Below are 25,164 nucleotides of genomic sequence, written 5' to 3'. Positions count from 1 at the left end.
CGTCTCATTGGACTTGAAATCTTCCGCGCGGAAGCGGTCTGGCGCTGCCCGACAACTGGGCGCCGGACGGGAACACCGGTGCGTACATGGCGCAACAGCTCGCCAGGCACAGTTTGCGGTCAGACAGCGTGCGCGCCGGGCAGTATGCGGATCGGTACCCCCTGCTCGGCATTCCGCGTGGCGCGCTGTCGTTTGCGAGTCACCGGCAGCCATGGCAATCCGTACCCTTCGGCATGGTGCACAACGACCTGCATCCCGAGAACATCCTGCGTTCCCGCGGCGAGACGTTCGTCATCGACTGCGATCTGGCCCAGTGGGGCCCGATCACGCGCGGGTTGGCCCAGCATTGTGCCGAGTTCGACTACGCCCCTTCCCAACTGGCGGAGATCAAGGAGAGGGCCGCGAATCTCCGCCCGGACGCGGCGTCGTCGATCGAGGCCGACTTCGATCGCTTCATCGGCTATGAAAGGGAATTGAAGGCAACCAGTGCACCCCTGCGTATCGAGGCGGGTCTGGCGAAGTTGGCCAAGATGTCCGCGAGCGAACAGGAAAGCGGTCTGTGGGCCTTGGCGGCGTCGGTCACGGCGCTTGTCAACGCCGCCGTCGTGCAGGTGTGGGGGCGAGAGCCTCTCGAACCGGCCCAGGTCGCCAAGGTCGCCGGATCATTGCTGCGTACTCTCGCGGCGTCGAAGCCGAGCGCCCGCATCCTCGAACTCGGCACCGGGGCAGGGGCCTCCGCTGCTTGGCTGTTGAGCGGAATGTCCAGGGACGGCAGTCTGCTGACTGTCGAGAGCGACGACCGCCTCTGTGCGGTGGCCGAGCAAGCTCTGGGAGGGGATGAGCGGATGAGCGGATCGTCCACGGTGATGCGGCTCGGCTGCTCGACGAGGTGGCCGGCAGCAGTTTCGATGTCATCTTCGCCGATGCCTGGATCGGGAAGTTCGAGCGATTGGACGAGGCACTGGCCCTGCTCGCGCCGTCGGGCCTGTACATCGTCGACGACCTGTTGCCTCAGGGAACCTGGCCGGAGGGGCATGGTCCCCGCGCCGAGGCGCTGACCCGGCAACTGTCAGCGCACCCGTCTCTGGCTGTGACCACGCTCGCCTGGGCGTCGGGGATCCTCATCGGCTCACGTATCCGAGAAGGCTGAGCCGGTGAAGGATCGTGTACATCTCGCCGTCCCGAATAGCCCACCCGATCGGACACGTTCGGCCGCCCGCCCGGGCCTGAAAGGGCCCGGGCGGGCGCGTTCGCGCGTTCGCGGGGTTCAGTTCGCGACGGGGGCGTCCAATAGTCGTCGGATCGCGTCGCCGATGAACCGGGCGCCCGCGGAGTCGGCGCCGCCGCCGGTGAGGTGGCCCCACTCGCCGGGGATCACCTCGACGCTTCCGTTCGTGATGTGGGAGGAAGCCCACTTCTCGTCCTCGGGCGGGAAGTAGAGGTCCTTTTGCGCTGGGAGGGCGATCACGCGAGCGGTGATCGCGGCGAGCGCCTTGGTGACGTCGCCGTCGTGGCCTTCGGTCGTGCCGACGTCCGCGTGCTGCCACGTCCACAGCATCGCCAAAAGGTCGTTGATGTCCTGGCCGGCGAAGTTGGCCTCCCAGAAACCCGTGAGGAAGTCGTCGAGGGACGCGAAGCCGAGTTCGCGGTGCCGTTCGTTCCAGTAGAAGGCCTGCGAGAATCCCCAGCCGGCGTACACGCGGGCGAACGCCCGCAGCGCCGCGGCGTGGCCGGGTGCGTGTCGGTCTTCGCGTGCGCCGGGTGCGGCGGTCAGGACCGCCCTCAGTCCCTCGATGAACACCCGGTTGTGCGGTGCGGTCTTCGGGGAGCCGCAGAACGGCAGGGCGCGGGCGACCATGTCCGGGTGCGAGACCGCCCACTGGTAGGTCTGCAAGGCCCCCATGGAGCAGCCCACGACCAGTTGCAGGCGTTCGATGCCGAAGTGGTCGTGGACCAGGTGGTACTGGGCGCGGACGTTGTCGCGCACGGTGACGTCGGGGAAGTCGGCCGCGGCGTTCGGCTCGGGGGTGTTCGACGGTGACGAGGAGACGCCGTTGCCGAACAGGTTGGGGACGATGACGAAGTAGCGGTCGGTGTCCAGGGGTCGTCCCGGGCCGATGAGCCATTCGTTGGCGGTGTGGTCGCCGGCGAACCAGGTGGGGGAAAGAACCGCGTTGGACTTGTCGGGCAGGAGGGAGCCGTGGGTCTGGTAGGCGAGTCGGGCGGGGGTGAGTAGGCCGCCCCTCTCGAGTGCGAAGTTCGCGAGTTCGAGGGTGGGCTGCTTGGTGCCGGGCATTACGTTGCGGGTCCTTTCGGGGCAGGGGATGCCGGTGAGGCAGTCAGGGCAGGTGGGCGGAGGGTGTGAGGAGCGGGTTTCTCGCGACACGTTCGGCCACGGCGGTGGCGGTGGCCTCGTGTCCGGCGCGGCAGATCAGTTGGAGTGCCACGGGCAGGCCGTCGACGGTCCCCACCGGGATGCTGAAGGCGGGCAGGCCCAGAAGGTTCCAGGTGCTGGTGAGGGAGAGCAGGGCGTCGCGTACGGCACCCGAGGGCCGATCGCCGATGTGCAGCCGGCGTGTGTTCAGTGGTGGCGCGGTGATCGGGACGGTCGGCATGGCGATGAGGTCGTGCCCGTCGAGCAGGTCCTCGGCGTGGCGGGCGGCCACCGCGCGTGTGGCGAAGGCGGCTTCGTACGCCCACCTCGGCACCGTCGCCGCGGCGCGCAGTCTCTCCAGGACCTCCTCGTCGAACAGCCGTGGCGCGTGTTTCATGCGTGCGGCGTGCAGGGTCGATGCCTCGGTGCCCTGGATCGCCGCGAAGGCGTCACGGCATGTCGGTGCCCAGGTCCAGTCGACGTGTCGGGCACGGATGCCGATCTCTTCCAGGGCTCGCCGTACGACGTCGACGACTCGCGGGTCCCGCTCCGCGGGCTCGGCGGCGGACTCCAGCCATGCGACCCGGGGAGTGGTGACGGGCCCCGGGAGCGGGGAGTCTGCGTTTGTCGTGGTGGCGGCGAGGATCCGATGGACGGTCAGGCAGTCGGCGGCGGTGGCGGCCAGGACGCCGACGTGGTCGAGCGATCGGGCCAGGGGCAGAACACCGTCGGTGGGTATGGCTCCATAAGCGGGCTTGAAACCGGCTACGCCGCACAGCGCGGCGGGGACTCTTACCGAACCACCGGTGTCGGTGCCCAGGGCGTACGCCACCTGGCCGGCGGCGACCGCGGCCGCGCTTCCGCCGCTCGACCCGCCGGACATGCGGGTCAGGTCGCGCGGGTTGCGGGTGGGACCGTGCATCGAACGGTCCCCCATGGGGCCGTACGCGAACTCGTGCGTGGTGGTCTTGCCGACGATCACCGCACCGGCGGCACGCAGGCGCCGGACGCACGTCGCGTCGTGGCGGGCGACGCGACCCGCGAGATGGGCCGACCCGGCGGTGGTCGGCAGCCCGGCCACGTCGATCATGTCCTTGATGCCGACGGGCAGTCCGTGCAGGGGGCCGCGGTCCACGCCGTCGGCGAGTTCACGGTCGGCCGTCAGCGCGGCCGCCAGCGTGCCTTCGGTGTCCACGAACGCGAAGGCGTTGACGTCCGGATCGGTGCGGGCGATGCACCGCAGCGCGGCGTGGGCGAGTTCTCCCGCAGTGGTGCGCCCGGACCTGAGGTCAGCGGCGAGTTCGGGGATCGTGCGGCCGGCGAAAGGGCCGGGGGGTGGCGTGGTACGCGCGAGGGTGGAGGCGTGCTGCGTCATGGCGGGATCCCGGAGATGGGGGCGGTCGGGGTGGGTCTCGCAGGCGGTCGGCCTCAGACGGTCCGGAAGCCGGGGAGAAGTCCGAGGATCGGGACGATCGACACGGTGCAGACCGCCATCGTGGCGGTGTACGCGACCATCGGCTGGATGTGCGCGGGCAGTCTGCGCGCGGCGGCGTCGGCCAGTGGCGGAGCGATGGCGGCGCCGAGTGCAGCGCCCGCGAGGATCGACGCCGGTGATCCGCCGTAGGTCAGGACGGTGGCCGGTGTGACCGAGACGATCGGAACGAACGTGGGGTACATGCCGTATCGGGCCCAGCGCCGGCGCCACAGGACGACTCCACAGGCCCCGGCGAGGAGCTGTGCGGCCAGGAGTTCGGGAAACAGGCCGCTGCCGTAGGACACGGCGGCCGGGTTGACGGCGAAGGCGGCGATGGTGCCGAGCAGCAGCCCCGCGCCGGCCCATTCGTTGCCGTAGAAGTGGGCTTCGGTGAAGTCCGCGAGCACCCGACGGACGACCCAGGTCGACTGCTGCGCCCGAGGCCGCACGGTGTCGGTTTCCTCGGTGCCGGCGGCGGACGTCTCCGGTGGGGGGACGCGTGGTCCGGCGGCAGGGCTTGCCAGCCACGGCAGGTGCCGGCACAGGGTGAACGCGAGGGCGCCGCCGAGACACATGCCGGTGACGCTCCCGGCGATCGGGGACAGGTCCAACGGCGTGCTGACCTCGTTGACCATGAGCAGGGACAAAGGCGTCACCAGCAGCACTCCCAGGGCGGCGCCCGTCGCCGCCACCGCCCAGCCGCGTCCGTACATCACGACGACGGCCGGCGGCACGGACACGAAGGGGGCGAAGGTGGGTTGCCACAGACCCGAGGAGGTGAGGGTCCAGCCCCACGCCAGGTTGCTGGCCAGGAGGGCGAGTCCGGCGCTGATCGCGACCCAGGGCCACAGGTCGGTGGCGCACGCGAGCGGGAAGCCTCTGCGGCGGGGGGAGCCGTAGTGGGCGAACGCGGCGCCGGCGATCATCAGCAGTCCGCCGGGTGCCGACTTGTACAAGGTGGCCTCGGTGGTGTCGCCCAAGACCCACCACAACAGCCATGACGGGGAGGGATAGTCGAGGGCCCAGTCTGTGTACGCGGGAAGCGATGACGGGAACCACTCCCCCAGGGCGTCCAGCGAGATGCCGACCATGACACCGGCCACCAGGGCCACTACGGCCGGCGTAGGCGCGGAGAACGCGCGGCGCGGCAGGTGCCGGTCGTCGATCGTGGAGCGAGGCACGCGACCCTCCTCATCTCGGAAAGGCCGGGCTCAGCGTGTAGCCGAGCATCGTGTCGTACAGGTCGGTCCTGCGGTCGCGTACCAGGTCGTTGAGCTGGTTCCAGATGGGCGCGCCGCGGGAGGCGACGACGTCGATGTCGGCGGTGAGGATGCGTTCCTCGTCCGGTCCGGCGACCTCGCCGATCGGCCAGCCGTTGGTGCCGGCGATGAGCGAACAGCCCAGGAAACGCGCGTCACGGTCGGTTCCGATCCTGTTGGCGGCGGCGATGACGACGTTGTTGACGTGGGCGGCGGTCATGGTCAGGTAGGCGGCCATGCACCGGCCGGACTCGTCGAAGATCGGCGGCGGCGTCCAGACCCAGTTGTTGACGCTGCAGATGATGTCCGCGCCATGGAGGGCCAGCAGCCGAGGCACCTCGGGGAACCAGATGTCCCAACAGATCAGGAGGCCGATCCGGCCGATAGGGGTCTCGAACACGGGGAAGCCGCGGTCGCCGGGGGCGAACCAGAGCTTCTCGATGTTCCACAGGTGGGTCTTGCGATAGTGGCCGACGTACCCGTCCGGGCCGACCAGGACCGCCGTGTCGTACAGCCGAACGCCTTCGCGTTCCACGAGGCCGGCGACAAGGTGGACACCGCGCTCGCGGGCGAACACCTCCCACGCGCGGACGGTGCCGCCCGACGGGACCTCCTCGGCGTGCGCGTACGCCTCTTCTCTGGTGGCGAACGTGTATCCGGTGGCGCACAGTTCCGGCAGAACGATCAGCGTGGCGCCGTCGTCGGCTGCCCGAGCGGCCAGGGCCAGGCCTCGCGCGACGTTGTCCTCGCGGTTGCCGAGTCCGACCTGGGCGTCACACTGGACGACGGCGATCCGGGCGGGACTGACCCGCCGGTCGGCCGGGGCGGGTGGGCGCACGGCCTCCGTGGGTGGCTGGGTCATGACAGTCGTCGCCTCTTTCCGGTGGGGAGCGTTCGATGGTCCGGGCGGTTGTTGACTCGCTCACGGATAGCACCTGAAACGGCAGGAACAAGACCGAAACGATCACGGGTCGCAACGTCCCGCGTTACCCAAACGTTTGCGCCAATCGTTTGGGCTATCATGAAGCGCACCAGGACCACCGTCAAGGGGGGCCGGGATGGGAAAGGACTGCCATGTCGGAGAGTAAGCGACCGGCCACATTGCGCTCCATCGCGGAGGAACTCGGTCTGCACGTCTCGACCGTTTCGCGCATCCTGAACGGCACGGTCCCCACCGGGGCGCGAGCCGCCTCCAGCTCCACCGCGGAACGGGTGCGCCGCCGCGCCGACGAACTGGGCTACCGGCCGGACCCGCACGCCACCGGGCTGCGGACCCGGCGGAGCAATCTGATAGGCGTCCTCGTGCCACGCCTGTCCGACCTGGTTCTCGCCACGATCCACGAGGGCGTCGAGGAAGCCGCCACGGCCCATGGCCTGGCCACCATCGCCGTCAACACCCTCGACCGGCCCGAGGCGCGCCGCCGGCGCACCGAGACGCTGCTGGCGCGCCGGACCGACGGCCTGATCTTCGGCGACGCCCGGTCCGACGATGCCTTTCTCGCCGAGCTGGCCGCCGAAGGCACGCCGTTCGTGCTGGTGAACCGACACTCCGCCGACCATCCGGCGGTCACCTGCGACGACCGGCTGGGCGGCCGGCTGGCTGCGGATCACCTGCTCGGCCTGGGACATCGCGAGATCGGGATCATCGCCGGCGAGCCGTTTGCCAGCACCGCCACCGACCGCGTCGCCGGATTCCTGGAGCGATGCGCCGAGGACGGAGTGCCCGTGCCGGACGGCCGGATCGCCCGCAGCGGCTTCGACACGCACGCGGGCCGCGAGGCCGCCGAGAGGCTCCTCGTGGGCGAGAGTCCACCGACCGCGCTCTTCGCGGTCAACGACTTCGCCGCCATCGGCGCCATGGGCGCGGCCCGCGACCGTGGCCTGCGGGTGGGCCGAGACATCGCGATCATGGGCTACAACGACACGGCGCTCGCCGCCGAACTGCCCGTCCCTCTCACCAGCGTCGACTCGTCACCGAGCGAAATGGGGCGCCGCGCCCTGGAATTGCTCGTCGGCCTCTTGGCGGGCGAGAAGCCCGTGTCGGAGCGCCTGCGCCCGGTACTGACCGCCCGCGCCTCCACTGCCTGCCGTCCGCGCCGCTGATACGCGGAGCACGATCGCGGATGGCGCAACCTCCGGCGGGTGCTTGCTTGCGGCAATCCCCCATCCGGCGTCGCCGACCGCCGCAGCCGGTGCCCGGTGCCGGTTTCGCGGCCGGGCCCGGACGGCACTCCGGCCGCCGCTCGCGACGCCCAACCCGCGTATCGGGGCGTACGAATGTCGATCCCCCGCGGCTCCTCGGGGTGACCGGCCGCCTGGTACCTCGACCGGCGCATCGCGGAATCGTGGAGCCTGGCCGACACAGTCGGCGTGCACCCGGAGTATCCGTCGGACCGGGCGAAGCGCCGGCCAGGACACGGCAAGCCGGTCGACGACGTCTGGCTGCCAGCCACCGAACCGGACTCCGCCGCCACCCATCCCCCGCCGCCCGGCGCCATCGGCGCGACCCGGAGCCGCCGGCCGCCGCGCCCTCGGCCGGGGCGACCACCAGGTCCCGGCGGCCGAAACTCCCGGCCGAATGGATCGCCGCGCTGGACGCACTCGACATGCGATGGACATGACGAACACAGGTCTGGGGGATCGGGGCGGGGTCGCTAGCTTAGGCCTGCGCCCGGGCCGCCCAGTTCGCGTCCCACATCGCGGGATTGCTCCGATCGTCGTGCCGGGCCGCTCCTCGATTCGGCCGCCGTGGTGCTCGCCGACCAGCCGGGGGGACGACCACGCGTCGCCGCCCGAGAGGGCGGGGCCGAGCCCCGGGCGGCCGCGCGTCCAGACCGCCGTCGCGCATGGCGATCCTGGGGTCCACCGCAGAAGAGGCGGCCGGTGCCGGGCGCTTCGGCGCGGCGCGGGCGGCCTCCGCGGCGGTGGTGCGGTCGATGAACGCCTGCGACACGTCGCCCGGCTGTGGTTGCGCAAGCGCGGCGGGAGCCGGTGCCGGCCAAGGCGCGGCGTACGGGACGTGGACCTCGGGCACCGGCGAGCGGGCGATCCAGGGATTCGCGTACGCCGTCGGATGGGTGTCCCCGGTCGGGGCGACCGATCCCGACGGATCCGAAGGAGTCGACACCGGCGGGCCTCCTTTCCTCACGAGATTCCGCCTATCGTCTCACCGACCGCCGATACACATGGGAATGCGTCCGGTCGGTGGGGCTGCGCGAACTGTCCTTCGCGACGGAGACGATGGAAAGGCGTCGAATACGTGTGCGATCGACGCCTTCTCCGCGTCTCACGAGCGCCGGCGGGGGAAGGCCGGCGGCCCGTGGACAGGTCGTCACGTCTCGCCCCGCCGGATCCGGTCGGCGATGATCTCGATCTGATGGTCGAACAGTCGGTCCATGGTGGCCGTCAACTGGGGGTCCAGGTCCGGCCGTAGCAGGCCGGGTGCGAGGTCGTTGAGGCCGACGTGGTGGCCGGGGTGTGGAGTCCTTCGAGGCGTTCGAGGACGAAGGCGTTCAGGGTGGTGTTGAGGGTGCAGTTGATGGGTTCCATCGCGGGGTCGGGTGGGCGGTGGGTGGCGAGGAGGCGGCGGTACATCGCGCGGTGTTCCTCGTCGGGGCGGGCGGCGGCCTCTTCGGTCATCACGGCCCGGCAGGTGACGCCTTCGTCGTTGGTGAATTCTTGTGTGCGCTTGGTCATTGACCGCGATGGCATACGGTCCGCAGGTGTTGCGACTTGGAACCTGGTCGACCCACTTCACGACGCGGGACTTGCCCGAGTCGGCGGAACCGGACCTCGCGGCCCGAGGCGGGCTCACCAAGTCACGACATCAGGGCGGACCTTCGGCAGAGCCCACGGTTCCACCGCGCCGGTGACCAGGTCAGCCAGGAACTGAACCGCCCCGCCGGTGTAGTGCCACCACGCGGAGCTCCGCGAGGCGACGGTGACCGTCCACGCCTGCGGCCCGGCCGGGTTCGTGGTCCACAGGAAGAAGTCCCCCTGATTCGACTCGGCCCAGGGAAGCAGACCACCGGGTGCGGGGTACGGGTGGAGCGGCACGGCCAGGTCCGCTTCCTCGCACCATTCCGAGATGATTTGCAAGGTTTCCCGCACCCCTTGGACCCAGGCGCTCTCCCGGCCGGGCCCCGGACCGCCGATGCCGAGGAAATCGCCGAGCACGAAGCGCGGGTAGAGCTCGCGGAGGAGCTTGAAGTCGGCCGGCAGGACCGCACCGAGTTCGGTCTCCGCGGTCTGCCAGTCGATGTCTGCGGGCACCGACAGACGCAGCGCGGCCAGGCCCGGCACAGCCTGTTCCAACTCCGCGATCGTCTCCGCGGGTTCGGTCAGGCGGCGGATCGGTGTCTGGGTACCGGCGAAGTCGTCCATGCGAGCAGAGTGCCAGAGCGGCATCTCGCGCCCGCATGGTCCCGCCCCGGGGCCACAGGACTCGGTGGCGCCTGTCTTTCGGGGACTCGGATCGATCAGACGGTCAGGGGTCAATCACGAACCCCGTCCACAAGAATTCCCGGATCACCCACGTGTGGGGACTTCCCAAGATCAACGGACCGGGAACGGTACTCCGCCGATCCGGCAAGGGAAGAGGATCTCTTGGGCCGGGGCGGTCGAGGGGCGTGCTCGCGCGTGGGCTCTTGGCCCCGTGGCCGCAGAGGGAGTGCGGTCGCCCGGAACGCTGTGCGCCCCGGGCGGTACGTGCGGGCGGCAAGCCGTCGGGCTCCCGCGAGTTGCAGGTCTCGGCCGTTCTCAGGCCGCGGCCGTGGGGTTCGCCGGTTCGGCGTTGCGGCTGTGTTCGGTGTTGGCGCGGTGGGCTTGCTCGAGCCTGCCCTCGAGGATGGCGATGCGGCAGGCGGCCTCGATGGAGGTTCCGTGGTCGGCGAGTTCCCGGGCGCGGGCGGCGATGCGCAGTTGGTGGCGGGAGTAGCGGCGGTGTCCGCCCGCGGAGCGCTGCGGGGTGATCAGCCGGGCTTGTTCGACGGCGCGCAGGAAACTCGGTGTGGTGCCGAGGAGTTCGGCGGCCCGGCCCGTGGTGTATGCGGGGTAGTGGTCGTCGTCGAGACGGCCGGGGTTGTCTGCTGTCATCGCACCTCTCTGTGGAACGCGTGGAGGGGCCCTGGTGCCGTTGGCACCAGGGCCCCGAAGGAACTGCTACACCATCCGCCGGCCCTGACACTGCGCCGGCCTGTTGTTTCCGCGGGCCCGACCGAACCGCGGTCGGGGGTGCGGGGATCGCGGTTGCTCGACCGGAGACCACCTCACTAACGATGTCCTCTGCGGTACCCGGGCCCAGACTTCCGCCCGGGCGATCCCGATGGCGCTTCCACTCCCTCGTTGTTTCCTCTGTGACATCTACTGCGTACTGCGGGTACTGCCACTACGGGTACTGCGTACTGCCGGTACTGCTCTGTCGGTTACTGCGTACTGCGACTGCTCTTCTGCGTACTGCCGGTGATTCGTACTCCTCGGTGGCCTGTGACAGCGCCACGCTTCGGCAGCCGGCCCCGTCGCCCATCCTGCACCCTGCCTTGGCTTGGAACCCCACTGCCGAACCTCCCGGTGCGCGCGTCCGCAGCCGACGCCTTCACCGAGGTACCGCTCACCTACTCATCTGCGGGTACTGCGAATTGCACTTGCCGGTACTGCCACTGCGTCAACTGCGGTATTGCTCAGGGCGGCCCTGGTCACTGCGACCACCCGGTGCGTCCGTCAGTCCCGTCGCCGTCCTGCGACAACCGTGGCTTCGGGACTCCACAAGCGCACCGTCCTGCACCTGCCACTGCGACTACGGGTACTGCGGCCAGCAGTTCGTCTCTGCCAGGCCCTTCTGTCTCTCTGGGCTACGACAGAAACCATAACCACACCAACGTCCAATGTCTACTCCAGCCACAACAGATTTTTGCATCAGCGACAGTGAGGTAATCGCCCATTGGCGGCCATGGAAAACCGGCGGTGAGATCGTCACCGCCGGGGGTGGACGAACCACGGGCCGCGCCGGCAACGGACAGCCGGGAGCGAACGTCGACGGTCCCGGAATCCGGGAATCCGACGGACAAGTTGAGCATCACCGTCGCACCGGCCCGCTCCGCGACTTCCCTCGGACGGGTGGGGGTTGGGGCCGCAGTTGAGGGGAGGTCTGCGGGCGCGACGGCGTCGACCTCCAGGGCCGTCGCCGCGGTCCCAGGAGCGGCCGGGCCACGGCCCGCATCGAAGGTCCACGTCCGCATTTCGCCGCGACCAGGTGAAGCTCCTATAGATCGTCAAGCGGTCTGAGGGAGCTTCAACCGGATGTCCAGCCCACGACATTTCGGTGTCCACCCACACGGTGGTGGGCCCGACCCGTGGGTCGTCCGGGCCGGGCCCACCACCGAGAGCACCTTCCGCGCGAGCCCCGAAATCGTCACGGGCTCGGGGCTCGCGACGCGCCACCCGCCGACACACGCACCGTCAAGCGCGCCGACCCCGACGGAGTTCGGAACCGGCGAGACCGACATCGTCGAACGACAGCGACCCATGCTGGATCGCCGTACCCGAGCAGGTCATTGCATCCAAGCAAGCGACAGGTCAGGCATCTCGTGAATGATGAGCCCGCCACCGGGGCCGTGGGCCCCCGGAGCCCAGCTGCCTCACGGCGATGGGGGGCGCGGTCACGAGGGCGTAGGCGCGCGCGAGTTCCCCCAAAGCCTTGGACGCCTGTCCCGGGGAGGTGTCCGCGACGTGCTGGGCTTCTCGGCCGATGGCCCGCAGCAGAGCGTCGCGGGCCTCGGTGACGGAAGGCGGCTACTCGACCCGGATCACCCCTGCCGGGACCTCCCGGACGCCCTCTTCGGTAGTGCCTGCGGTGGGTACGGTTTCGCCGGTGGTCACGAATACTCCTTCGGATCGGACACGTCGAGTCGGGGTCGACCCGGATCCAAGATCCTTCACGACGGGGCGGGACCGTGGCATCCCGGAGAGCATTGGCCGATTTTAACTGTCTCGTTGGCGTGAACAGCCAGATTCGACGCCGATTGGCACTGACAATTCACCGTGGCTAGAACGACTGTCACTCCCGAGGCAGACAACATGTCGGGTGGTCGGAGGATGGCGGTAGAGGTGATCGTCATGGGCACGTCGAGCGGCGGAAAGAGCGGTGGGGGCAGTCGCGGGCGCGGCGGCCGGCAGACCGCAATGACGTCGGTCGCCGCCTCGCGGGTGCAGTCCGCGGCGGCGAGGAACCCGAGCAGCGCGTCGGCGAAGAGCGGCTTCGCCCCACGCGCAGTTCGAGGTCCGCGTGCACCTGCGTGGCACCGGCGTCCAATCCGTTCCACACCAGCTCTTCGATCGCCCCGACCGGATCGGTTCGTCGCGCAACCTTCTCGATGAAGTCGGGCTTCACTTCCACCGCAATCCGCATCCGGGCAGCATGGCACAGCCACCGGGCCAGTTCTGCCCTTCCGCTCGTCTCCGAGGCACCGCAATCTACCCCTGCGGGCGGACACACCTGACGGCACATCAGGCCAATCGGACCCGTGCGGGAGCGGCGACGGCGTACCACACGATCGCGAGGTGGAATGGGCTGGGAGCGAAGCACACTTCGCGGGTGATCGAAGGATGGACGTCCCCGACGACGACTTCGTCTTTTGGCCCGTCGCCGAAGGTGGTGCCCAGGGAATAATCGGTGCGTGACCCAGCATCGCTTTCTCGTTGCCCGGCAGGTCGGCACGGGGTCGTTCAGCCACCCGAAGGTCCGTTTGGATGTCGAGCGGGTCGAGCGCCTTCGCGGTGGCTCGTTGCACGTGGTGACGGATCTGGACGCGGCTCACGAGCTGACGAGGCTTGCAGTGAGGGAACTGGAGGCGTTCGGCACGGGCGGAGGTGAGGTTCTCGACGACGAGGAGATCGCAGTTCTCCTCGGAACCCTGGGCGCGGCGCTGAAACGCCTTGGCATAGCCCTCGGCGTGCCCTTCCGAGACTTCAGGGGCTTCAGGACCTACTGGAAAGATCAAGGGATGGAGGGCAGTTATCACGCGCGCCGGAGTTACCTCGACAGCGTGTTCGGTCCCGTCCTGCGCCGCTTGGACGAATACCATCCCCATCTTCGACAGGGCCAAGGGCGCAAGAACCGGATCACCGATGTCACTCGCCGCCGGCTTCGCGACGGCCTCGCGGGCCAGTGGTGGGGCGGGACGCTCGACGAGACGCAGTTCTTGAGCCGCCTGTACGACCTGGACAACCTGCCCAGCCGCGACGAGCGATTCACCACGGCCGCCCAGGACGTCTGGCAACACTGCGTCAACAACCCCAACGACTGGGACGAGGACTGGATTTGGGGCGACCCGCGGTTCGGGCTGGCCGACGACGAACCACTCCTGCGTTTCATGGCGGAGATGCTGCACCCGGCCGTGCGCCCCGATGCCGCCGAAGTCGTGCGTCTTCATGCGTTCTTCAACGAGACGCTGTCGCACGACGGCTATGAACTCGTCGAAGTGGACAGCATCAGCGGCGCACCGATCTTCGCCGCCCGCACGATCGGCGCCGGTGTGCCGGGCGCCATGAAGAACCTGATCTTCGCCGCGGACGGGCCGAAGCCGGAGTTCGTACTCGGCAACGCCATCAACAACGACATGCTGATGGTGAGGAACGAGCAGTTCTGCCTCGTGTACAGCCGGCCACTGAGCGCGTCCGGCCTGACCTGGGGCGAGATGATCACCTGGTGGCGGGATCGGGAATCCCTCCCGGCGGGCACGACGGACAACGACGTCGGTCGTGCCCTGTACAAGCGGCTGCGAGCGTCACTGCACAAGGATCCGAAGCGGCCGGAATGGCTCTCGCCGGAACAAACGGTGTTCCGCGCCTATTGCGAGCTGTTCCCCATCAACGAGTCGGGGGCCGGCCACCCGGCGCTGCTGCCGCAGGTCTACCTCCACATGGACCCCAAGACACGCAAGGAGCGCGGCGGCAAAGACAGCGCCCTCGGCCGCGAACGCATGGACTTCCTCCTGCTGCTTCCGCACGGCGTCCGCGTCGTGGTGGAGGTGCCCCCACCGCGCATCCCACCCCGCCCCGACCACGGGCGTCCTGCGTTGCGGCGCCGGGGAGCCAACCCCCTACGCCGACCTCCAACCCCCCTCCGGTCGATCCGACTCGCTACCGCCACCGCGGCCCTGGTAATCCGGGCCGAGTCGGTGCGTGAGGCTGTCGGGCACCTGGTGGATGGGGGTTCGACGCGTTGGTGAAGAATCACCGCATGCATGAAGTGTCGTCCGGTCCTTTCGGCCCGGTCCGCGGCTCCTTGTGTTGGGTGGAGTCGACGGGCGGTCCGCTGGTCGTGGTCCCCCTCTCGGCGCGAGCGGACTGGGCGGGCTCGTCGCAGTCGTGGGGTCGGACGGGAGTCCGTGAGGACTACGACCGTGCCTGTGACGTGGAGGGTTTGGCCGGCGTGCTCGCCGTCGGAACCGGCGGTGCCCGGGTGCTGGTGTTGGGCGATGAGCCGGCGAGCAGCTGTTTCGTGCCGGACCTGTGGGCGTTCGTGCGGTGGGTCGGGGCGGACTCCGAAGCGGAACTCCTTGCCATGGCGGAAGCCGTCATCGCCGATTCGGCGACCGTGTGGGAGGACTGCGGCGTGTGGGAGACGGACGGGGCCGCAGTGCTGATGGACGCCGTGATGGCCGGGGACGCGTTGGACGTCGGGTATCCGGGCGGGGGCGCTCTTCCCGAGCAGGCGCCCGTCCCGGTCGAGGCCGGTCGATGGCGCGTGAGTGCCGCATACGTGGATGGGGACGACGCGTCGGTGGGCGTGGTCCGGCTCCTGCCCGCAGCCTGAAAGCGGGGCCTGCCTCGGCCGCTGCGGATGCTTCGTTCGCTCTACAGGTCGGCCCGGGCCAGGAGTGCTTCCGCCTGTTCCCGGGTGAGTATCGGCGGGGCCGGTGACGGTTTGCCCCCGACGTTGGGGTTGCGGCGGTACCTCAGGGCCCACTCGGCGACGGGGTTGTCGGTATGCAGCGTGGCCACGATCCGCTCGCGCAGGGCCGGAGGGGTGTCCGGGCGGGCCGCGATCGCGTTGCGGACGAACATGTCCGGATCTTCCGCGAGTTGGTCGCGCAGGTCCGTGGGAAGGTCAGGATGGTCGGCGACGGCCACGCGTACGGCGGAATCGGGGTCGGCGGCCAACTCCGGCGACGGGGTCACGAATTCGACGGCGGCGGCGCGGGTCTCGGGGTCGGCGAGGAGGGCGGGCAGCAGGTCCGCCGGCGGGGCGTAGTTCCGGACACTGTCCCTGCGGACTTGGGGGTCGGGATCGGTCATCAGGGCCCGACGCACCCGGTCCGGGGCATCGTGCCAGTGGTGGATGATCTGCCGGCGCACACGGGGTTCCGGGTCCGCGGCCAGGCGGGCCGGCAGTTGCGGCGGCAGATGATCGTTCCCCGTGAGGAACATCCGCACGGAGGGATCCGGATCGTCCGCCAGGCGGGCCGGCAGTCCCGGCGGATCGTCGGCGACGCTGGTGGCGATCCCGCACCGGACGATCGGCTCCGGGTGCTCCGCCAGGCGGGCTCTGATGTCGGCGGGGACGGAGGCGTTGACCGAGAGGGAACGTATGGAGCCGAGCGCGATGATCTCCTCGATCATCGCCTCGGTCAGGTCCCGGCGCAGCAGCGCCACCGTGCGGCGGGCCTGCGGGTGTCGAAGCAAACGCCACACCAGGTCGGCGGGAAGGTCCCTTTGGGCCGCCAACGCGCTCAGTTCGGCATCCAGAGTCATGGACCGCAGGCTAGCGGTCGGGGGGAATCCGTCGGTCGTCGTCCGCGGGTCGTCGCTCGGCCCGCATGGTTGTGGGGCGTTGCCCGCCGGCCGATGCGGGCGTGGACATCGGGCGGGGTTCGGTCATGGGTCGATCGGGCGGAATCCCGGGCGGGAGCGGGACGGGTGGCAGGGGTTTGCGGGCGTGGGCGATCGCGGCGTCCCGCCTGTGCCGGGCGGCGTCGCTCAGGCGCACGACGCGGTCCGGGGCGTGGGCAGCGGGCCACAGTTGGACGAGGTAGCGCTCGCCCGCCGGGTCGCCGGCGCTGCCGTCGTATTCCAGGTCGCGTCCGTGCGCGTGGACCCGGACGCGGTAGGTGGCCGCCCCGTCGGCGCCCAGGGGCAGGCGCACGGAGGGGACGTCGCCGGTCTCCACGGTGCGGAGGTCGTCGGTGTGCACGGTCAGCGAGGTCTCCGCGACGTCGTCCCACTCGCCTGCGGGTGTGCCCGGGTCCGTGTCGTGGACCTCCACCGTCAACGGCATCCGCGCACACGTCGCCAGTCCGGTGCTCACGCGGACCTCGTCGTCGCGAGCCTCGACGAGACCGGTGGTGTCCACGGAATACGACCAGTCCCAGGGAAACCTCTCCCCCGCGACCAGGTGCAGCGAGTGATTGTCGACGAACACGACACCACGCGCGGAAGCAACGACAGGAATCGCACCCACCTCCCGAACGGGAACATCCTCCACCCCGCACCCGGGAGCGGGGAACCGAAACCGGACGCTACGGTGCCGCACCGACAACCGCCGCTCGACCCCGCCACGCCGGCCCCGGCCCGGCCCGGCCGCCTCCGGCGCGGTCTCGCGACGGAGGGCGTGTCCGACTCGCCCTCGCCGGCGTCGGTCGGTGACGAAGCGTTCCTGGTCACCACCGCACTGATCCCATACGATCGAAAAGCGGTCATTTTGTGTCATTTGGCGAGGAGTGTGCATGCGGGCGACATGGAAGGGCTCCATCTCGTTCGGGTTGGTGAGCATCCCGGTCGAGTTGTACCCCGCAACCGTTTCGGAGAGTCGCTCCGCGGCGCATCAGGTTCATGAGAGCGACGGCGGCCGAATCCGATACCGGAGAGTTTGCGAGCTGGATGGCGAGGAGGTCCCGTACGCCGGGATCGCGAAGGCCTACGAGTCCTCGGACGGGCGCCAGGTCGTGCTCACGGACGAGGACATGGCCGAGCTGCCGTTGCCCAGCAAGAAGATCGTCGACGTGCTCGCGTTCGTCGACGAGGCCGACATCGACCCGCTCGCCCTGTCCAAGCCCTACTACCTCGGGCCCGCCGGCCCCACCGCGACCAAGCCCTACGTCCTCATCCGCGAGGCCCTCGCCGGACAGGGCCGGGCGGCGGTCACCAAGATCACCCTGTCCACCCGCGAGAGCCTGGCCCTGGTCCGCGTGCAAGGAGACATCCTCACCCTCCGGACGATGTTGTGGCCGGACGAGCTCCGTGCCCCCGAGGGCATCGCCCCGCGGGGCGAGGTGACCATCCGCCCCCAGGAATTGAAGATGGCCGCCTCGCTCATGGACACCCTCAGCGAGGACTTCGACCTGGCCGACGTCCACGACGACTATCAACGCGCCCTGGACGCCCTGGTCGAGGCCAAGGCCGCCGGCGCCCACTCCGACGAGGCCACCGAACGCACCGCGACCGCGGACAACGTCGTCGACCTGATGTCCGCGCTCACCGCCAGCGTCGAGGCGGCCACCAAGGACCGCCCCAAGGCCGCGAAGCGCACGGCGTCCAAGACCGCGGGCAGCACGAGGAAGGACGGCCCTGCGGCCCGAACACGCAAGAAGACCGGCTGAACCCGATCACCCGCCCCGCCGGGACCGGTCGAACCCGGGCGCCGGTCAAGGGGCCCTCCGTATCGCGGACGTGGGCGGCGACCCGATTCGCGACCTCACGCGGGCGGGTGGACCCGGCGGCGCCAGGCGACCGTGTCGAGGGAGTCCATCACCGCGTCGTTCGTGAACGGGCTGGGATCGTCCCACCCGATGTCCAGCCACGCCCACATCACGCTCCCGCACAGGACCCAGTGATCGGCGGCGCCGCCGTGCAGGGCACTGGTGCCCGTGACGGAGAAATACCTCGCCCGACGGTGTCCGGGCACCGACGCCTCACCCGGCGGCGGAACATCCAGCGGGCGCACGACAGCGTCGGGAACGTACGGCTCGATCATCGCCTTCCGCACATCCCGAAAGCACACGTCCAGGACCCGGTCGTCCTCGTAACGGATCCCGTACTGCGTCTGATGGCGGAACACCATCCTCGAATGACTCGCGTCCCAGGCCCACAACTGCAGTGGCGACTGCGGCACCACCAACGGAAACCCACTCGACTCGAACCTCACCCCGAACCCTCCCCCACAGCACGACCGTTGCCCGTCAACGCTCACGACCGCACCATCATCGCCACCACGACCACCCCGCCACGAAGGAGGCCACCACTTCCCGTCGGGCACGGGAGCCGCTTGGCGGATTCGTCAGCCCTCCCGGTACCGGGATGCGCAGTCGGAGCGGACGGTCGAAATCCCACTTCACCCCCTCCGCACGGCCCACGCATCCTCCACGCCCCGAACCTCCCTTCCCCGACCCGAAAGCCGCTCCCACACGCGACCACCCTCGCCACGTTCAGTCGTCGGCCAGGACGTCGTCCCACACCTGACCACCGTTCGCCCAGATCGACAACCAACGGCGCAGCGGCATGGCGTGGCGCAGCCCGTCGTGGGGGTTCTGCCCCCAGTCGCCCTCCCATCCGTCGGCGTCGTAGAGGAGTACCGGGTCGTCCACCGCGATCAACGACAGGTGCCATTCCATGGAGCAGCCGCCGTATGCCAGGTGCAGCCATGACGAGGGTGGTGCCCAGTGGCGGTGGTGTTCCGCGTCGTCGCGGATCGCGTGGGGCCAGTCGTGCACGTGTCCCGGGGCGCGGTTGCCGCGGCGCAGGGAGGAGAGTCCGGAGTCGGGTCCGAAGCCTCCGTCGCCGATCTCGGTGTAGAGGCGGCGCAGGAGTGTGGGCAGGGGTCGCCCGAGGAGGGACTGCGCCTCGTCGACCTGGTGCGCGGTGGCGGGTGGGAACAGGGGGCCTCGAGGGGCGTCGGCGTAGTAGGCGGTCACCTCCTCGGTGTGCGAGGGGAGTTCGAGGTCGGTGCCGTTCATCGCGCGGGACACGACGCGATCGCCGGAGCGGGTGAGGCGGTCGTGGCCGTGGTGTTCGAGGATCCAGGCGGTCGGGACGCGGGCGGTGTCGAAACGCCGCCCCGGATCCCAGGCGCGAGCGGTCAACTTCGCCATCAGCACGTCGTCGTCGCCCTCGTCCACGCGGTTCACCCCGGCCCACGAGATTCGACTCGCCGTCCTGGTCCGTGCGTACGCCGAGCACGACCTCGACCAGTGGACCGCGCTGCGGACACGAACCACACGCGGACCCGTCTACATCGGAATCCTCAACTCACCGCCCGGCGACAGGACCCACGACGACTTCCGCTCGCTCGATCACCTCCTTCCGGCACCGGACATCGAAAACCGAAACGACAGCCACTGAGCTCGCAGTAACGGCCGGCGGCCCGTGGGCCCGCACGTGACGGTGCGTCGGGGTGGTGGGAGTGAACGCCCCGGCCGACCTGCTGAAAGGCCTCGCCGAACGCGTCGGGGTGACATTCGTGTACGTGGGGTTCGACGTGGCCGCCACATCGTTGTTCGGCGGGGTACGCGGGGCCGGCTCGCCGGACGGGCCTTGCTGGTCGACTGCGAGCGTTCCCCGCCCGGCTCGGGAAACGCGAATTCTGCAACGAGTTGATCGCCGGGGTGGAAACCGTCCTCGAGCCGAACGCACACCGCGCCGGGACAGCACCGCCGCCTCACCGTCCATCTCCAGGGTGTTCGTGGCGCAGGAGTCGAGCCGGTAGTCGAGCGGCAGTACGCCGCAGCCGGGTTGTACTCGCCCCTTCATCCGACGTGCGCGGGGAGTCCGGGACGCGACCGTCGCCCAAGCGGACGCCGTCGTGGCGGCCGTCGAGTCCACCGATGCCGTACGACCCCGAACACGCCGACACCGCCGCACGGATCGCGGGTGGGCCGGGGCATGTTCCCCACCTGTGGGGCGCGCGGCGGGTGTCGGACACCGGTCCTACGGTGTGGGCATGAGTGCCTGGGACGGTATCGCGTGGCTGCGCGAGGCCCGCGAGTTCGGATCCGACTACTGCGTGACGTTCGCCCGGGGCCTGGAGCCCCTGGAACTGCTGACCCGCATGGGCTGCGACCCCGCAAGAGCCTCGCCGATGGGGCTCATCGACGCCACCGAGACCTACTTCGACACCGGCGTCGAGACCATCCGGGCCGGCACCTCGCACGGGTGGGCCTGCGCCGTGGAAACAACCGGGAACCGCGGATTCCAGAAGGGTGTCCTGGCCGCGGTCTCCGCCGGCACCGAGGCGGTCCTGGTGTACGGCGACTGCAACCCCGTCGCGTACCTGATCCACGCCGAGAACGGCGAGATCGTGTGCGGCTTCGAGGAAGACGCTCCCGAGGACCGCATCGGCACGAACCCCGACCGGCTCCTCCCCCACATGATCACCGCCGGGCTCCTCGCCCCGGACGGCACACGCCCCGATGACGACGCCCCGACGCGGGGTTGCGAACTGCGCATGGCCGAGACCGTGTTCGGCCTCGACCTCCCCCACGACGACGTCGTCCACGGCCCACTCCTCGCGGCCGGACTGCGCGAAGGACTCTCCGCACCATTGCCCGTCAAGACCTCACCACCACAACCGATCCCCGACACAGGACCCATCACTCTGACGGCCACCGCTGTCGCCTAACCACCCGGCGAGTAAACGACGACAAGAAGGCATTCCGCTCCTTCCCCGCCTCCCGCGATGCCCAGACGCCGACGCGGACCGCCCCCGAAGCGCCCGATCGCCGCAGCCGCCACCACACCGTCAAAAGGGCGGGTCGTCGGCGCAGCCCTCGGCCCCCGCCCAGAGGCGGCCGTCGGCCACCGAGCGTCGGAGCGGGTCCGGATCGAGCAACTCCCGCAAGGTGTGGGCCAATCCGGCCCCGTCGTGATCGAAGAGGCCCAGCCAGGGCACCGAGGCCATCACACGATCGAGCTCGGGGGTGACGCACGCGTCGAGGACGGCACGCAGGTCGCGGGGCACGGGGCCCTCCACCAGACACAACCACCCCAGGGCGGCGCCCACCCGGACCTCGGCCGGGCGCGCGGGGTCCGACCACAGGGCGCGGGTGAAGGCGGCGGCGTCCTCGTGTCGGTGTTCCCGGGCCGACTGCGCAATCGCCAGGACCAGGCTCGCGCGTACACGCGCGAGGTCCTCGATCCGGAAGCGGTCGTGCAGGGCGGCGGAGATCTCCCCGGCCCGACCCGAGGCCGCGGCCAGGGCGTACGCGGCCACCTCCCGGATATCGCAGTCCGCTGCACGGCGAGCACCCCGGCGAGCACCGGCGACGCGTCCTCGGACGGTTCGCCGAACCCTGCGCCGCAGGTGATCTGTCCGTGGTCTCGAATGTGCGGATTCTCGGCGAGGGATCGATTGTCCGGCCGTGGATACCGTGGTGATTTTCGATGAAATGTCAAGTATTGTCAGTATTACTCAGGCCGTGGGCAGGGCCCTACGGCAACAGCCGGGGCAGGGCAAGGTCGCGGGCATCGTCGTGCCCGTGTTCCTCGACGACCACGAACACCCCGACGACATGCTCCTGTCGGACGGACACCGGTATCTCGTGACCGTTGCGCGCCCACGCCCCCGAACTCGTGGAAGCACTCGCCGTCCCCAGATGACCACCGCACACGGCACAGCACGGGCGATCGCCGACGACGGGACCGACGACAACGACGCGGGCGGTGCGACCGGCGGCGGCACAGCGGCGGGCGCTCCGGGGGCGGGCCCCGCAGCAGCGGCTGCTGCGGGGCCGGGCGGCGCAGCAGCGGGCGGCGCGGGTGCCGCCGCAGGCGTCCGGTTCCTGCTGGCCATCGACGCGTTGAACGATGCGAACTTCCCCGAGGCGTGGAGGTTCGAGTTGCCGGCGCTCCTGGCCGTCTTGGAGCGGTACGAGCACATCGCCTTGGTCGTGTCGTGCCGTTCGACTCGACCGGCCTGGCTCGGGCCGTTCAGAGGGATCGTGTGCCGCGACCATTCACATTCGTGCTTCGATCCCGTCATCATGGGGTTTCGGACCGTGACGACCCAAGTAGGGGTGACCACCATCATGGGCGAGCACAGCAAGCCGGCTCCCGACCCGTCCAAGGGCAACCCGCCGCCGGGCAACAAGGACGGGCAGCCCACTCCGGAGCCGACGCCGGACGGGCGCCACAAGAAGGACCCGAAGTAGATGACCGGCGTCCTGGAGGAACGTCGCCGCGCCCTGGACGAGGCGATGCGGACGCGCGGCGCGTGGCCCGAGGACGCCCCGTGGGTGCGCGCCGCGTTCGACGCGCTGCCCCGCCACGCGTTCGCGCCCGAGCGCCTGTGGGACTGGGACGGGAACGCGTACGTGCCCGTCGACCGCGGCGCGAGCCCGGACCGGTGGGCCGAACTCGTCTACGCCGGGCCCGACGACGCGGCCGTCACCGAGATCACCGACGGCATCCCCTCGTCGTCCCTGTCGGCACCGGCGGTCGTGGCGACCATGCTCGACTCCCTCGACGTCGAACCCGGCCACCGCGTCCTGGAGTTGGGCACCGGGACCGGCTGGAACGCGGCACTGATCGCCCACCGTGTCGGCACCTCCGGGCGGGTGACCAGCGTGGAGGCCTCAGCGGAACTCGCCGACACGGCGGCCGGGAGGCTGCGGCGTGCCGGGGTTCGCGTCGACGTCGCCGTCGGTGACGGCAACCTCGGCCGGCCCGAAGCCGCACCGTACGACCGGGTGATCACCACCTACGCCGTCGACCACGTCCCCTGGGCGTGGATCGAACAGACCGCCTCCGGCGGCGACCTGGTCTTCCCCCTCGGCCGCCTGGGGCACTTCGCGGTCACCGTCGCCGACGACCACCGCAGTGCCCGCGGCTGGATGCACGGCCTCGCCCAATTCATGAACGCACGCGACACACCGCCGCCCGCCGCCACCGTCCGCTCCTACACGCAAATCCGGGCCGGCCGTGCCCCCGACGACAAGCGCACCGTCGACCGCGATATCACCCCTCTGCACACCGACACGAACCTGTTGTGGGCGCTGCGCATGGCGCTGCCAGACGTCGTGTACACCACCGACACCGACGAGGACGGCGTCAACGCCTGGATCCACGACGGGACCTCGTCCTGGGCCGTCGTCACCACCCTGCCCGATGGCAGTGCGCGTGCCGAACAAGGCGGACCCCGGCGCCTGTTCGACGCGTTCGAGACCGCCTGGGACGCATGGACCGCACACGGACAGGTCAGCCGCTGGGACCACGGCATCACCATCACCGAACACGAACAGTACGTGTGGGAAGGCGACCCCGACACCGCACGCCGCTACCGGCTTCCCGCTCCGGTACCCACCCGCGGGTGATCATCACGCCATCGACCACGCGATCAAGCCATGGGCGCGCAGGTAGGCGACCAGGACGTCGCGCGGGGGTAGGTTGCTGCGGTACGGGTTCGCGCAGGCACCGGTGTGCATCCCGCCGCCAGGCCCGGTGTGCAGGCCGCCGCCCGGGCCGCTGTGGCGATCTCGCGGCCATGTGTTCGTCGTCATGATCGGAGCGTAGGACCGCCTCCCGACACTTGCCACCGCCCATCGACGGCACCGACTCGCAACCGGGGGCCGGAACCATCGTTGGGACCTGCGGACCCGAGCCCCGGCAAGGCTACGGGTTCGAAGCCTTGAGCCTCCTGGAGTTGTAGGGTCTCGCAGTTCGCGTCCTACGCCGACGCTGTGACCGGGGGCTGCTCGCGGTGTCTCACGACGTGTCCGGTCCCGGATCTCACGACCGTGTCCAAATCCTCGGATCGGACGCTGAGTGCGCGCCACTGACCTGCGCAGTCTCACGAAGGGACATTCGTAGGACATCGGTCGTGAGGTCAGGACACGCGGACTGAGACCCGGAATTCAGGCGGCGAAGCCGACTCCGGTGGCGTATTCGTAGCCGCCCCAGTCGGAGCCGAGGTCGGCCAGGACCTCGTCGGTCCACTCCTCGTCCAGGGCGCGGTCGTCGCCAGCCGCCCAGGCGCGGACGATGGCGTCCCAGCGGCGGACGTTGACGCTGCGGTGCCCGGCCACCCCCGCCCTGCGGTGCTGGTCGCGCACCCCGGACTGGTCGTGCGGGTGCAGTTCCACCCGGGTGCCGCGGCCGCCGTTGTTCAACCGGCGGATCAACGAGCGGGCCACGTTGCGCCGGCGCAGGTTCGCCCGGTTCGGGGTTTGGTCCTCGGCGAGCCACGAGGCGAGGGTGCGTGGGGTGACGGCGATGCCCGCCGCGTCCATGGCGGTGTAGCCGGCGTTGGAGGCGGTGAGGTAGCGCAGGCGTGCGGCGAGGCCGCGTTCGGTGTCGACGGGCGAGGCGACCCCGTCGGCGAATTCGTCCAGGCACTCGGCGGCCAGGGCGGAGGCGCGGGTGCCGCGCATCCCGTATTTGCCGGGCTCCAGGGAGCGGTAAGGCATATGGGGTCAGGTCCTCTCGGGCGAGGCCGGTCGAGGGTGGGCGTGGTGCATCACTTGTCCTTGGTCTGGAGGGTGTAGGTGTCCTTGATCTTCACGTCGCCGACGCCGCGGCCCTCGGTCAAGACGGTGCGCCAGTCGCCGCCGGTGAGGTGGAGCTCGTCGGTGTTCATCACGCGCACCACGGTCAGGCCGCCGTGGTGAGCCTTGAAGGCCTTCACCCACAGGTTCGAGAAGGCCTGGGAGCGGATGGTGTGCATCCAGTCCGGGCGGTTGATCTCCCGGTTGTAGTTCGAACCACCCATCGTGGTCACGAGTTTCGCGTACATCTGCTTCACGTAGTCCAAGGTGACGTCGTCGCCGCCGGCGATCGCGGTGGCGCGGGCGTCGCGTAGCGCGCCACGGAGTCGTTCGAGGAGGTTCTCGGTGGCCACCGCGGTCCAGGATTCGAGGATGTGTGGTTCCTCGCACAGGTTGCCGTAGGCGGGCGACGCACACCGCAGCAACAGTCGGAGCGTGGGGTCGGTGATCCACAGCGGGCCGGGCTCGTCCCGGTCGCCGAGCGGGTTCGGCAGGGTGTGGTGGTGCCAGGCCGGCGCGCCTCGCGGAGCGCGCACGCGGGCGGGGACTCCCCCACTTCGGTTTGCTTTCGGCCGGGCGACACCCCCG

Annotated in this window: 22 protein-coding genes and 1 pseudogene; 8 read left to right on the top strand and 15 right to left on the bottom strand. The window is 70.0% G+C overall.

Annotated elements, in window-relative coordinates; translation table 11 throughout:
• The first annotated feature begins 86 nt into the window (after positions 1 to 86).
• On the top strand, positions 87 to 1,058 hold the full coding sequence (locus tag ACIBSV_RS42350; RefSeq protein WP_395872818.1) for a phosphotransferase: 972 nt from the start codon (positions 87 to 89) through the stop codon (positions 1,056 to 1,058).
• A gap of 209 nt (positions 1,059 to 1,267) precedes the next feature.
• On the opposite strand, the gene ACIBSV_RS42345 is transcribed toward ACIBSV_RS42350, so the two are convergent.
• Genes ACIBSV_RS42345 through ACIBSV_RS42330 form a run of 4 tightly spaced genes read right to left on the bottom strand, consistent with a single transcriptional unit; the run spans position 1,268 to position 5,969 of the window.
• Complete coding sequence (locus tag ACIBSV_RS42345; protein WP_395872817.1) at positions 1,268 to 2,296, bottom strand: alpha/beta fold hydrolase; 1,029 nt, start codon at positions 2,294 to 2,296, stop codon at positions 1,268 to 1,270.
• A gap of 43 nt (positions 2,297 to 2,339) precedes the next feature.
• Positions 2,340 to 3,749 carry an amidase gene (locus ACIBSV_RS42340; protein WP_395872816.1) on the bottom strand — a complete coding sequence of 470 codons (1,410 nt, stop codon included), beginning with the start codon at positions 3,747 to 3,749 and terminating at the stop codon, positions 2,340 to 2,342.
• A gap of 53 nt (positions 3,750 to 3,802) precedes the next feature.
• Positions 3,803 to 5,029, bottom strand: a complete 1,227-nt coding sequence (locus ACIBSV_RS42335; RefSeq protein WP_395872815.1) for a hypothetical protein — start codon at positions 5,027 to 5,029, stop codon at positions 3,803 to 3,805.
• 10 nt (positions 5,030 to 5,039) lie between these two features.
• The gene (locus ACIBSV_RS42330) at positions 5,040 to 5,969 is read right to left on the bottom strand and encodes a nitrilase family protein (protein WP_395872814.1); all 930 of its coding nucleotides are present in this window, start codon (positions 5,967 to 5,969) and stop codon (positions 5,040 to 5,042) included.
• 212 nt (positions 5,970 to 6,181) lie between these two features.
• Between ACIBSV_RS42330 and ACIBSV_RS42325 the strand changes: the two genes are divergently transcribed.
• Positions 6,182 to 7,210, top strand: a complete 1,029-nt coding sequence (locus ACIBSV_RS42325) for a LacI family DNA-binding transcriptional regulator (protein WP_395872813.1) — start codon at positions 6,182 to 6,184, stop codon at positions 7,208 to 7,210.
• A 1,302-nt stretch (positions 7,211 to 8,512) separates the two neighbouring features.
• Here the strand turns inward: ACIBSV_RS42325 and ACIBSV_RS42320 are convergent.
• From ACIBSV_RS42320 to ACIBSV_RS42310, 3 genes are all read right to left on the bottom strand, one after another.
• A complete protein-coding gene (locus tag ACIBSV_RS42320; protein ID WP_395872812.1) occupies positions 8,513 to 8,803 on the bottom strand; it encodes a hypothetical protein in 291 nt (96 codons plus the stop codon).
• Positions 8,804 to 8,917: 114 nt separating this feature from the next.
• Positions 8,918 to 9,490, bottom strand: coding sequence for an SMI1/KNR4 family protein (locus ACIBSV_RS42315; RefSeq protein ID WP_395872811.1), 573 nt, complete (start codon positions 9,488 to 9,490; stop codon positions 8,918 to 8,920).
• A gap of 375 nt (positions 9,491 to 9,865) precedes the next feature.
• Positions 9,866 to 10,201 (bottom strand): MerR family transcriptional regulator, encoded by a 336-nt coding sequence (locus ACIBSV_RS42310; protein ID WP_395872810.1) that lies wholly within the window; start codon positions 10,199 to 10,201, stop codon positions 9,866 to 9,868.
• 2,579 nt (positions 10,202 to 12,780) lie between these two features.
• On the opposite strand from ACIBSV_RS42310, the gene ACIBSV_RS42305 reads away from it, so the two are divergent.
• Together ACIBSV_RS42305 and ACIBSV_RS42300 are read left to right on the top strand one after the other, a co-directional pair.
• Positions 12,781 to 14,334, top strand: coding sequence for a hypothetical protein (locus ACIBSV_RS42305; protein WP_395872809.1), 1,554 nt, complete (start codon positions 12,781 to 12,783; stop codon positions 14,332 to 14,334).
• Positions 14,335 to 14,345: 11 nt separating this feature from the next.
• The gene (locus tag ACIBSV_RS42300) at positions 14,346 to 14,921 is read left to right on the top strand and encodes an Imm21 family immunity protein (protein WP_395872808.1); all 576 of its coding nucleotides are present in this window, start codon (positions 14,346 to 14,348) and stop codon (positions 14,919 to 14,921) included.
• A gap of 41 nt (positions 14,922 to 14,962) precedes the next feature.
• Here ACIBSV_RS42300 and ACIBSV_RS42295 read toward each other — a convergent pair whose 3' ends face one another.
• Together ACIBSV_RS42295 and ACIBSV_RS42290 are read right to left on the bottom strand one after the other, a co-directional pair.
• Positions 14,963 to 15,859 (bottom strand): hypothetical protein, encoded by an 897-nt coding sequence (locus ACIBSV_RS42295; protein WP_395872807.1) that lies wholly within the window; start codon positions 15,857 to 15,859, stop codon positions 14,963 to 14,965.
• A 10-nt stretch (positions 15,860 to 15,869) separates the two neighbouring features.
• The gene (locus tag ACIBSV_RS42290) at positions 15,870 to 16,526 is read right to left on the bottom strand and encodes a hypothetical protein (RefSeq protein WP_395872806.1); all 657 of its coding nucleotides are present in this window, start codon (positions 16,524 to 16,526) and stop codon (positions 15,870 to 15,872) included.
• 304 nt (positions 16,527 to 16,830) lie between these two features.
• On the opposite strand from ACIBSV_RS42290, the gene ACIBSV_RS42285 reads away from it, so the two are divergent.
• Positions 16,831 to 17,703, top strand: a complete 873-nt coding sequence (locus tag ACIBSV_RS42285; protein WP_395872805.1) for a Ku protein — start codon at positions 16,831 to 16,833, stop codon at positions 17,701 to 17,703.
• Positions 17,704 to 17,798: 95 nt separating this feature from the next.
• On the opposite strand, the gene ACIBSV_RS42280 is transcribed toward ACIBSV_RS42285, so the two are convergent.
• The gene (locus ACIBSV_RS42280) at positions 17,799 to 18,248 is read right to left on the bottom strand and encodes a hypothetical protein (RefSeq protein ID WP_395872804.1); all 450 of its coding nucleotides are present in this window, start codon (positions 18,246 to 18,248) and stop codon (positions 17,799 to 17,801) included.
• A 280-nt stretch (positions 18,249 to 18,528) separates the two neighbouring features.
• The gene (locus ACIBSV_RS42275; RefSeq protein WP_395872803.1) at positions 18,529 to 19,218 is read right to left on the bottom strand and encodes an SMI1/KNR4 family protein; all 690 of its coding nucleotides are present in this window, start codon (positions 19,216 to 19,218) and stop codon (positions 18,529 to 18,531) included.
• A gap of 821 nt (positions 19,219 to 20,039) precedes the next feature.
• Here ACIBSV_RS42275 and ACIBSV_RS42270 point away from each other — a divergent pair.
• Positions 20,040 to 20,717 (top strand): DUF6461 domain-containing protein, encoded by a 678-nt coding sequence (locus tag ACIBSV_RS42270; RefSeq protein WP_395872802.1) that lies wholly within the window; start codon positions 20,040 to 20,042, stop codon positions 20,715 to 20,717.
• 120 nt (positions 20,718 to 20,837) lie between these two features.
• On the opposite strand, the gene ACIBSV_RS42265 is transcribed toward ACIBSV_RS42270, so the two are convergent.
• Positions 20,838 to 21,308, bottom strand: a complete 471-nt coding sequence (locus tag ACIBSV_RS42265) for a hypothetical protein (protein ID WP_395872801.1) — start codon at positions 21,306 to 21,308, stop codon at positions 20,838 to 20,840.
• Positions 21,309 to 21,456: 148 nt separating this feature from the next.
• Here ACIBSV_RS42265 and ACIBSV_RS42260 point away from each other — a divergent pair, with 148 nt between their 5' ends.
• Positions 21,457 to 22,245: a hypothetical protein gene (locus tag ACIBSV_RS42260; RefSeq protein WP_395872800.1), complete on the top strand. Its 789-nt coding sequence runs from the start codon at positions 21,457 to 21,459 to the stop codon at positions 22,243 to 22,245.
• Positions 22,246 to 23,406, top strand: a complete 1,161-nt coding sequence (locus ACIBSV_RS42255; protein ID WP_395872799.1) for a methyltransferase domain-containing protein — start codon at positions 22,246 to 22,248, stop codon at positions 23,404 to 23,406.
• A 3-nt stretch (positions 23,407 to 23,409) separates the two neighbouring features.
• Here ACIBSV_RS42255 and ACIBSV_RS42250 read toward each other — a convergent pair whose 3' ends face one another.
• The 3 genes and pseudogenes from ACIBSV_RS42250 to ACIBSV_RS42240 form a co-directional block, all read right to left on the bottom strand.
• Positions 23,410 to 23,592 (bottom strand): hypothetical protein, encoded by a 183-nt coding sequence (locus tag ACIBSV_RS42250; protein WP_395872798.1) that lies wholly within the window; start codon positions 23,590 to 23,592, stop codon positions 23,410 to 23,412.
• 354 nt (positions 23,593 to 23,946) lie between these two features.
• Positions 23,947 to 24,498, bottom strand: a complete 552-nt coding sequence (locus tag ACIBSV_RS42245) for a transcriptional regulator (RefSeq protein ID WP_395872797.1) — start codon at positions 24,496 to 24,498, stop codon at positions 23,947 to 23,949.
• Positions 24,499 to 24,548: 50 nt separating this feature from the next.
• A pseudogene (locus tag ACIBSV_RS42240) lies at positions 24,549 to 25,091 on the bottom strand (hypothetical protein); the annotation flags it as partial.
• Between the last annotated feature and the right edge of the window lie 73 nt (positions 25,092 to 25,164).

This window comes from Embleya sp. NPDC050154 (assembly GCF_044460165.1).
In the GTDB taxonomy this organism is placed as follows: domain Bacteria; phylum Actinomycetota; class Actinomycetes; order Streptomycetales; family Streptomycetaceae; genus Embleya.
Note: the sequence above shows the minus strand (reverse complement) of the source record. Positions and strands in the feature narration are given on the sequence as shown.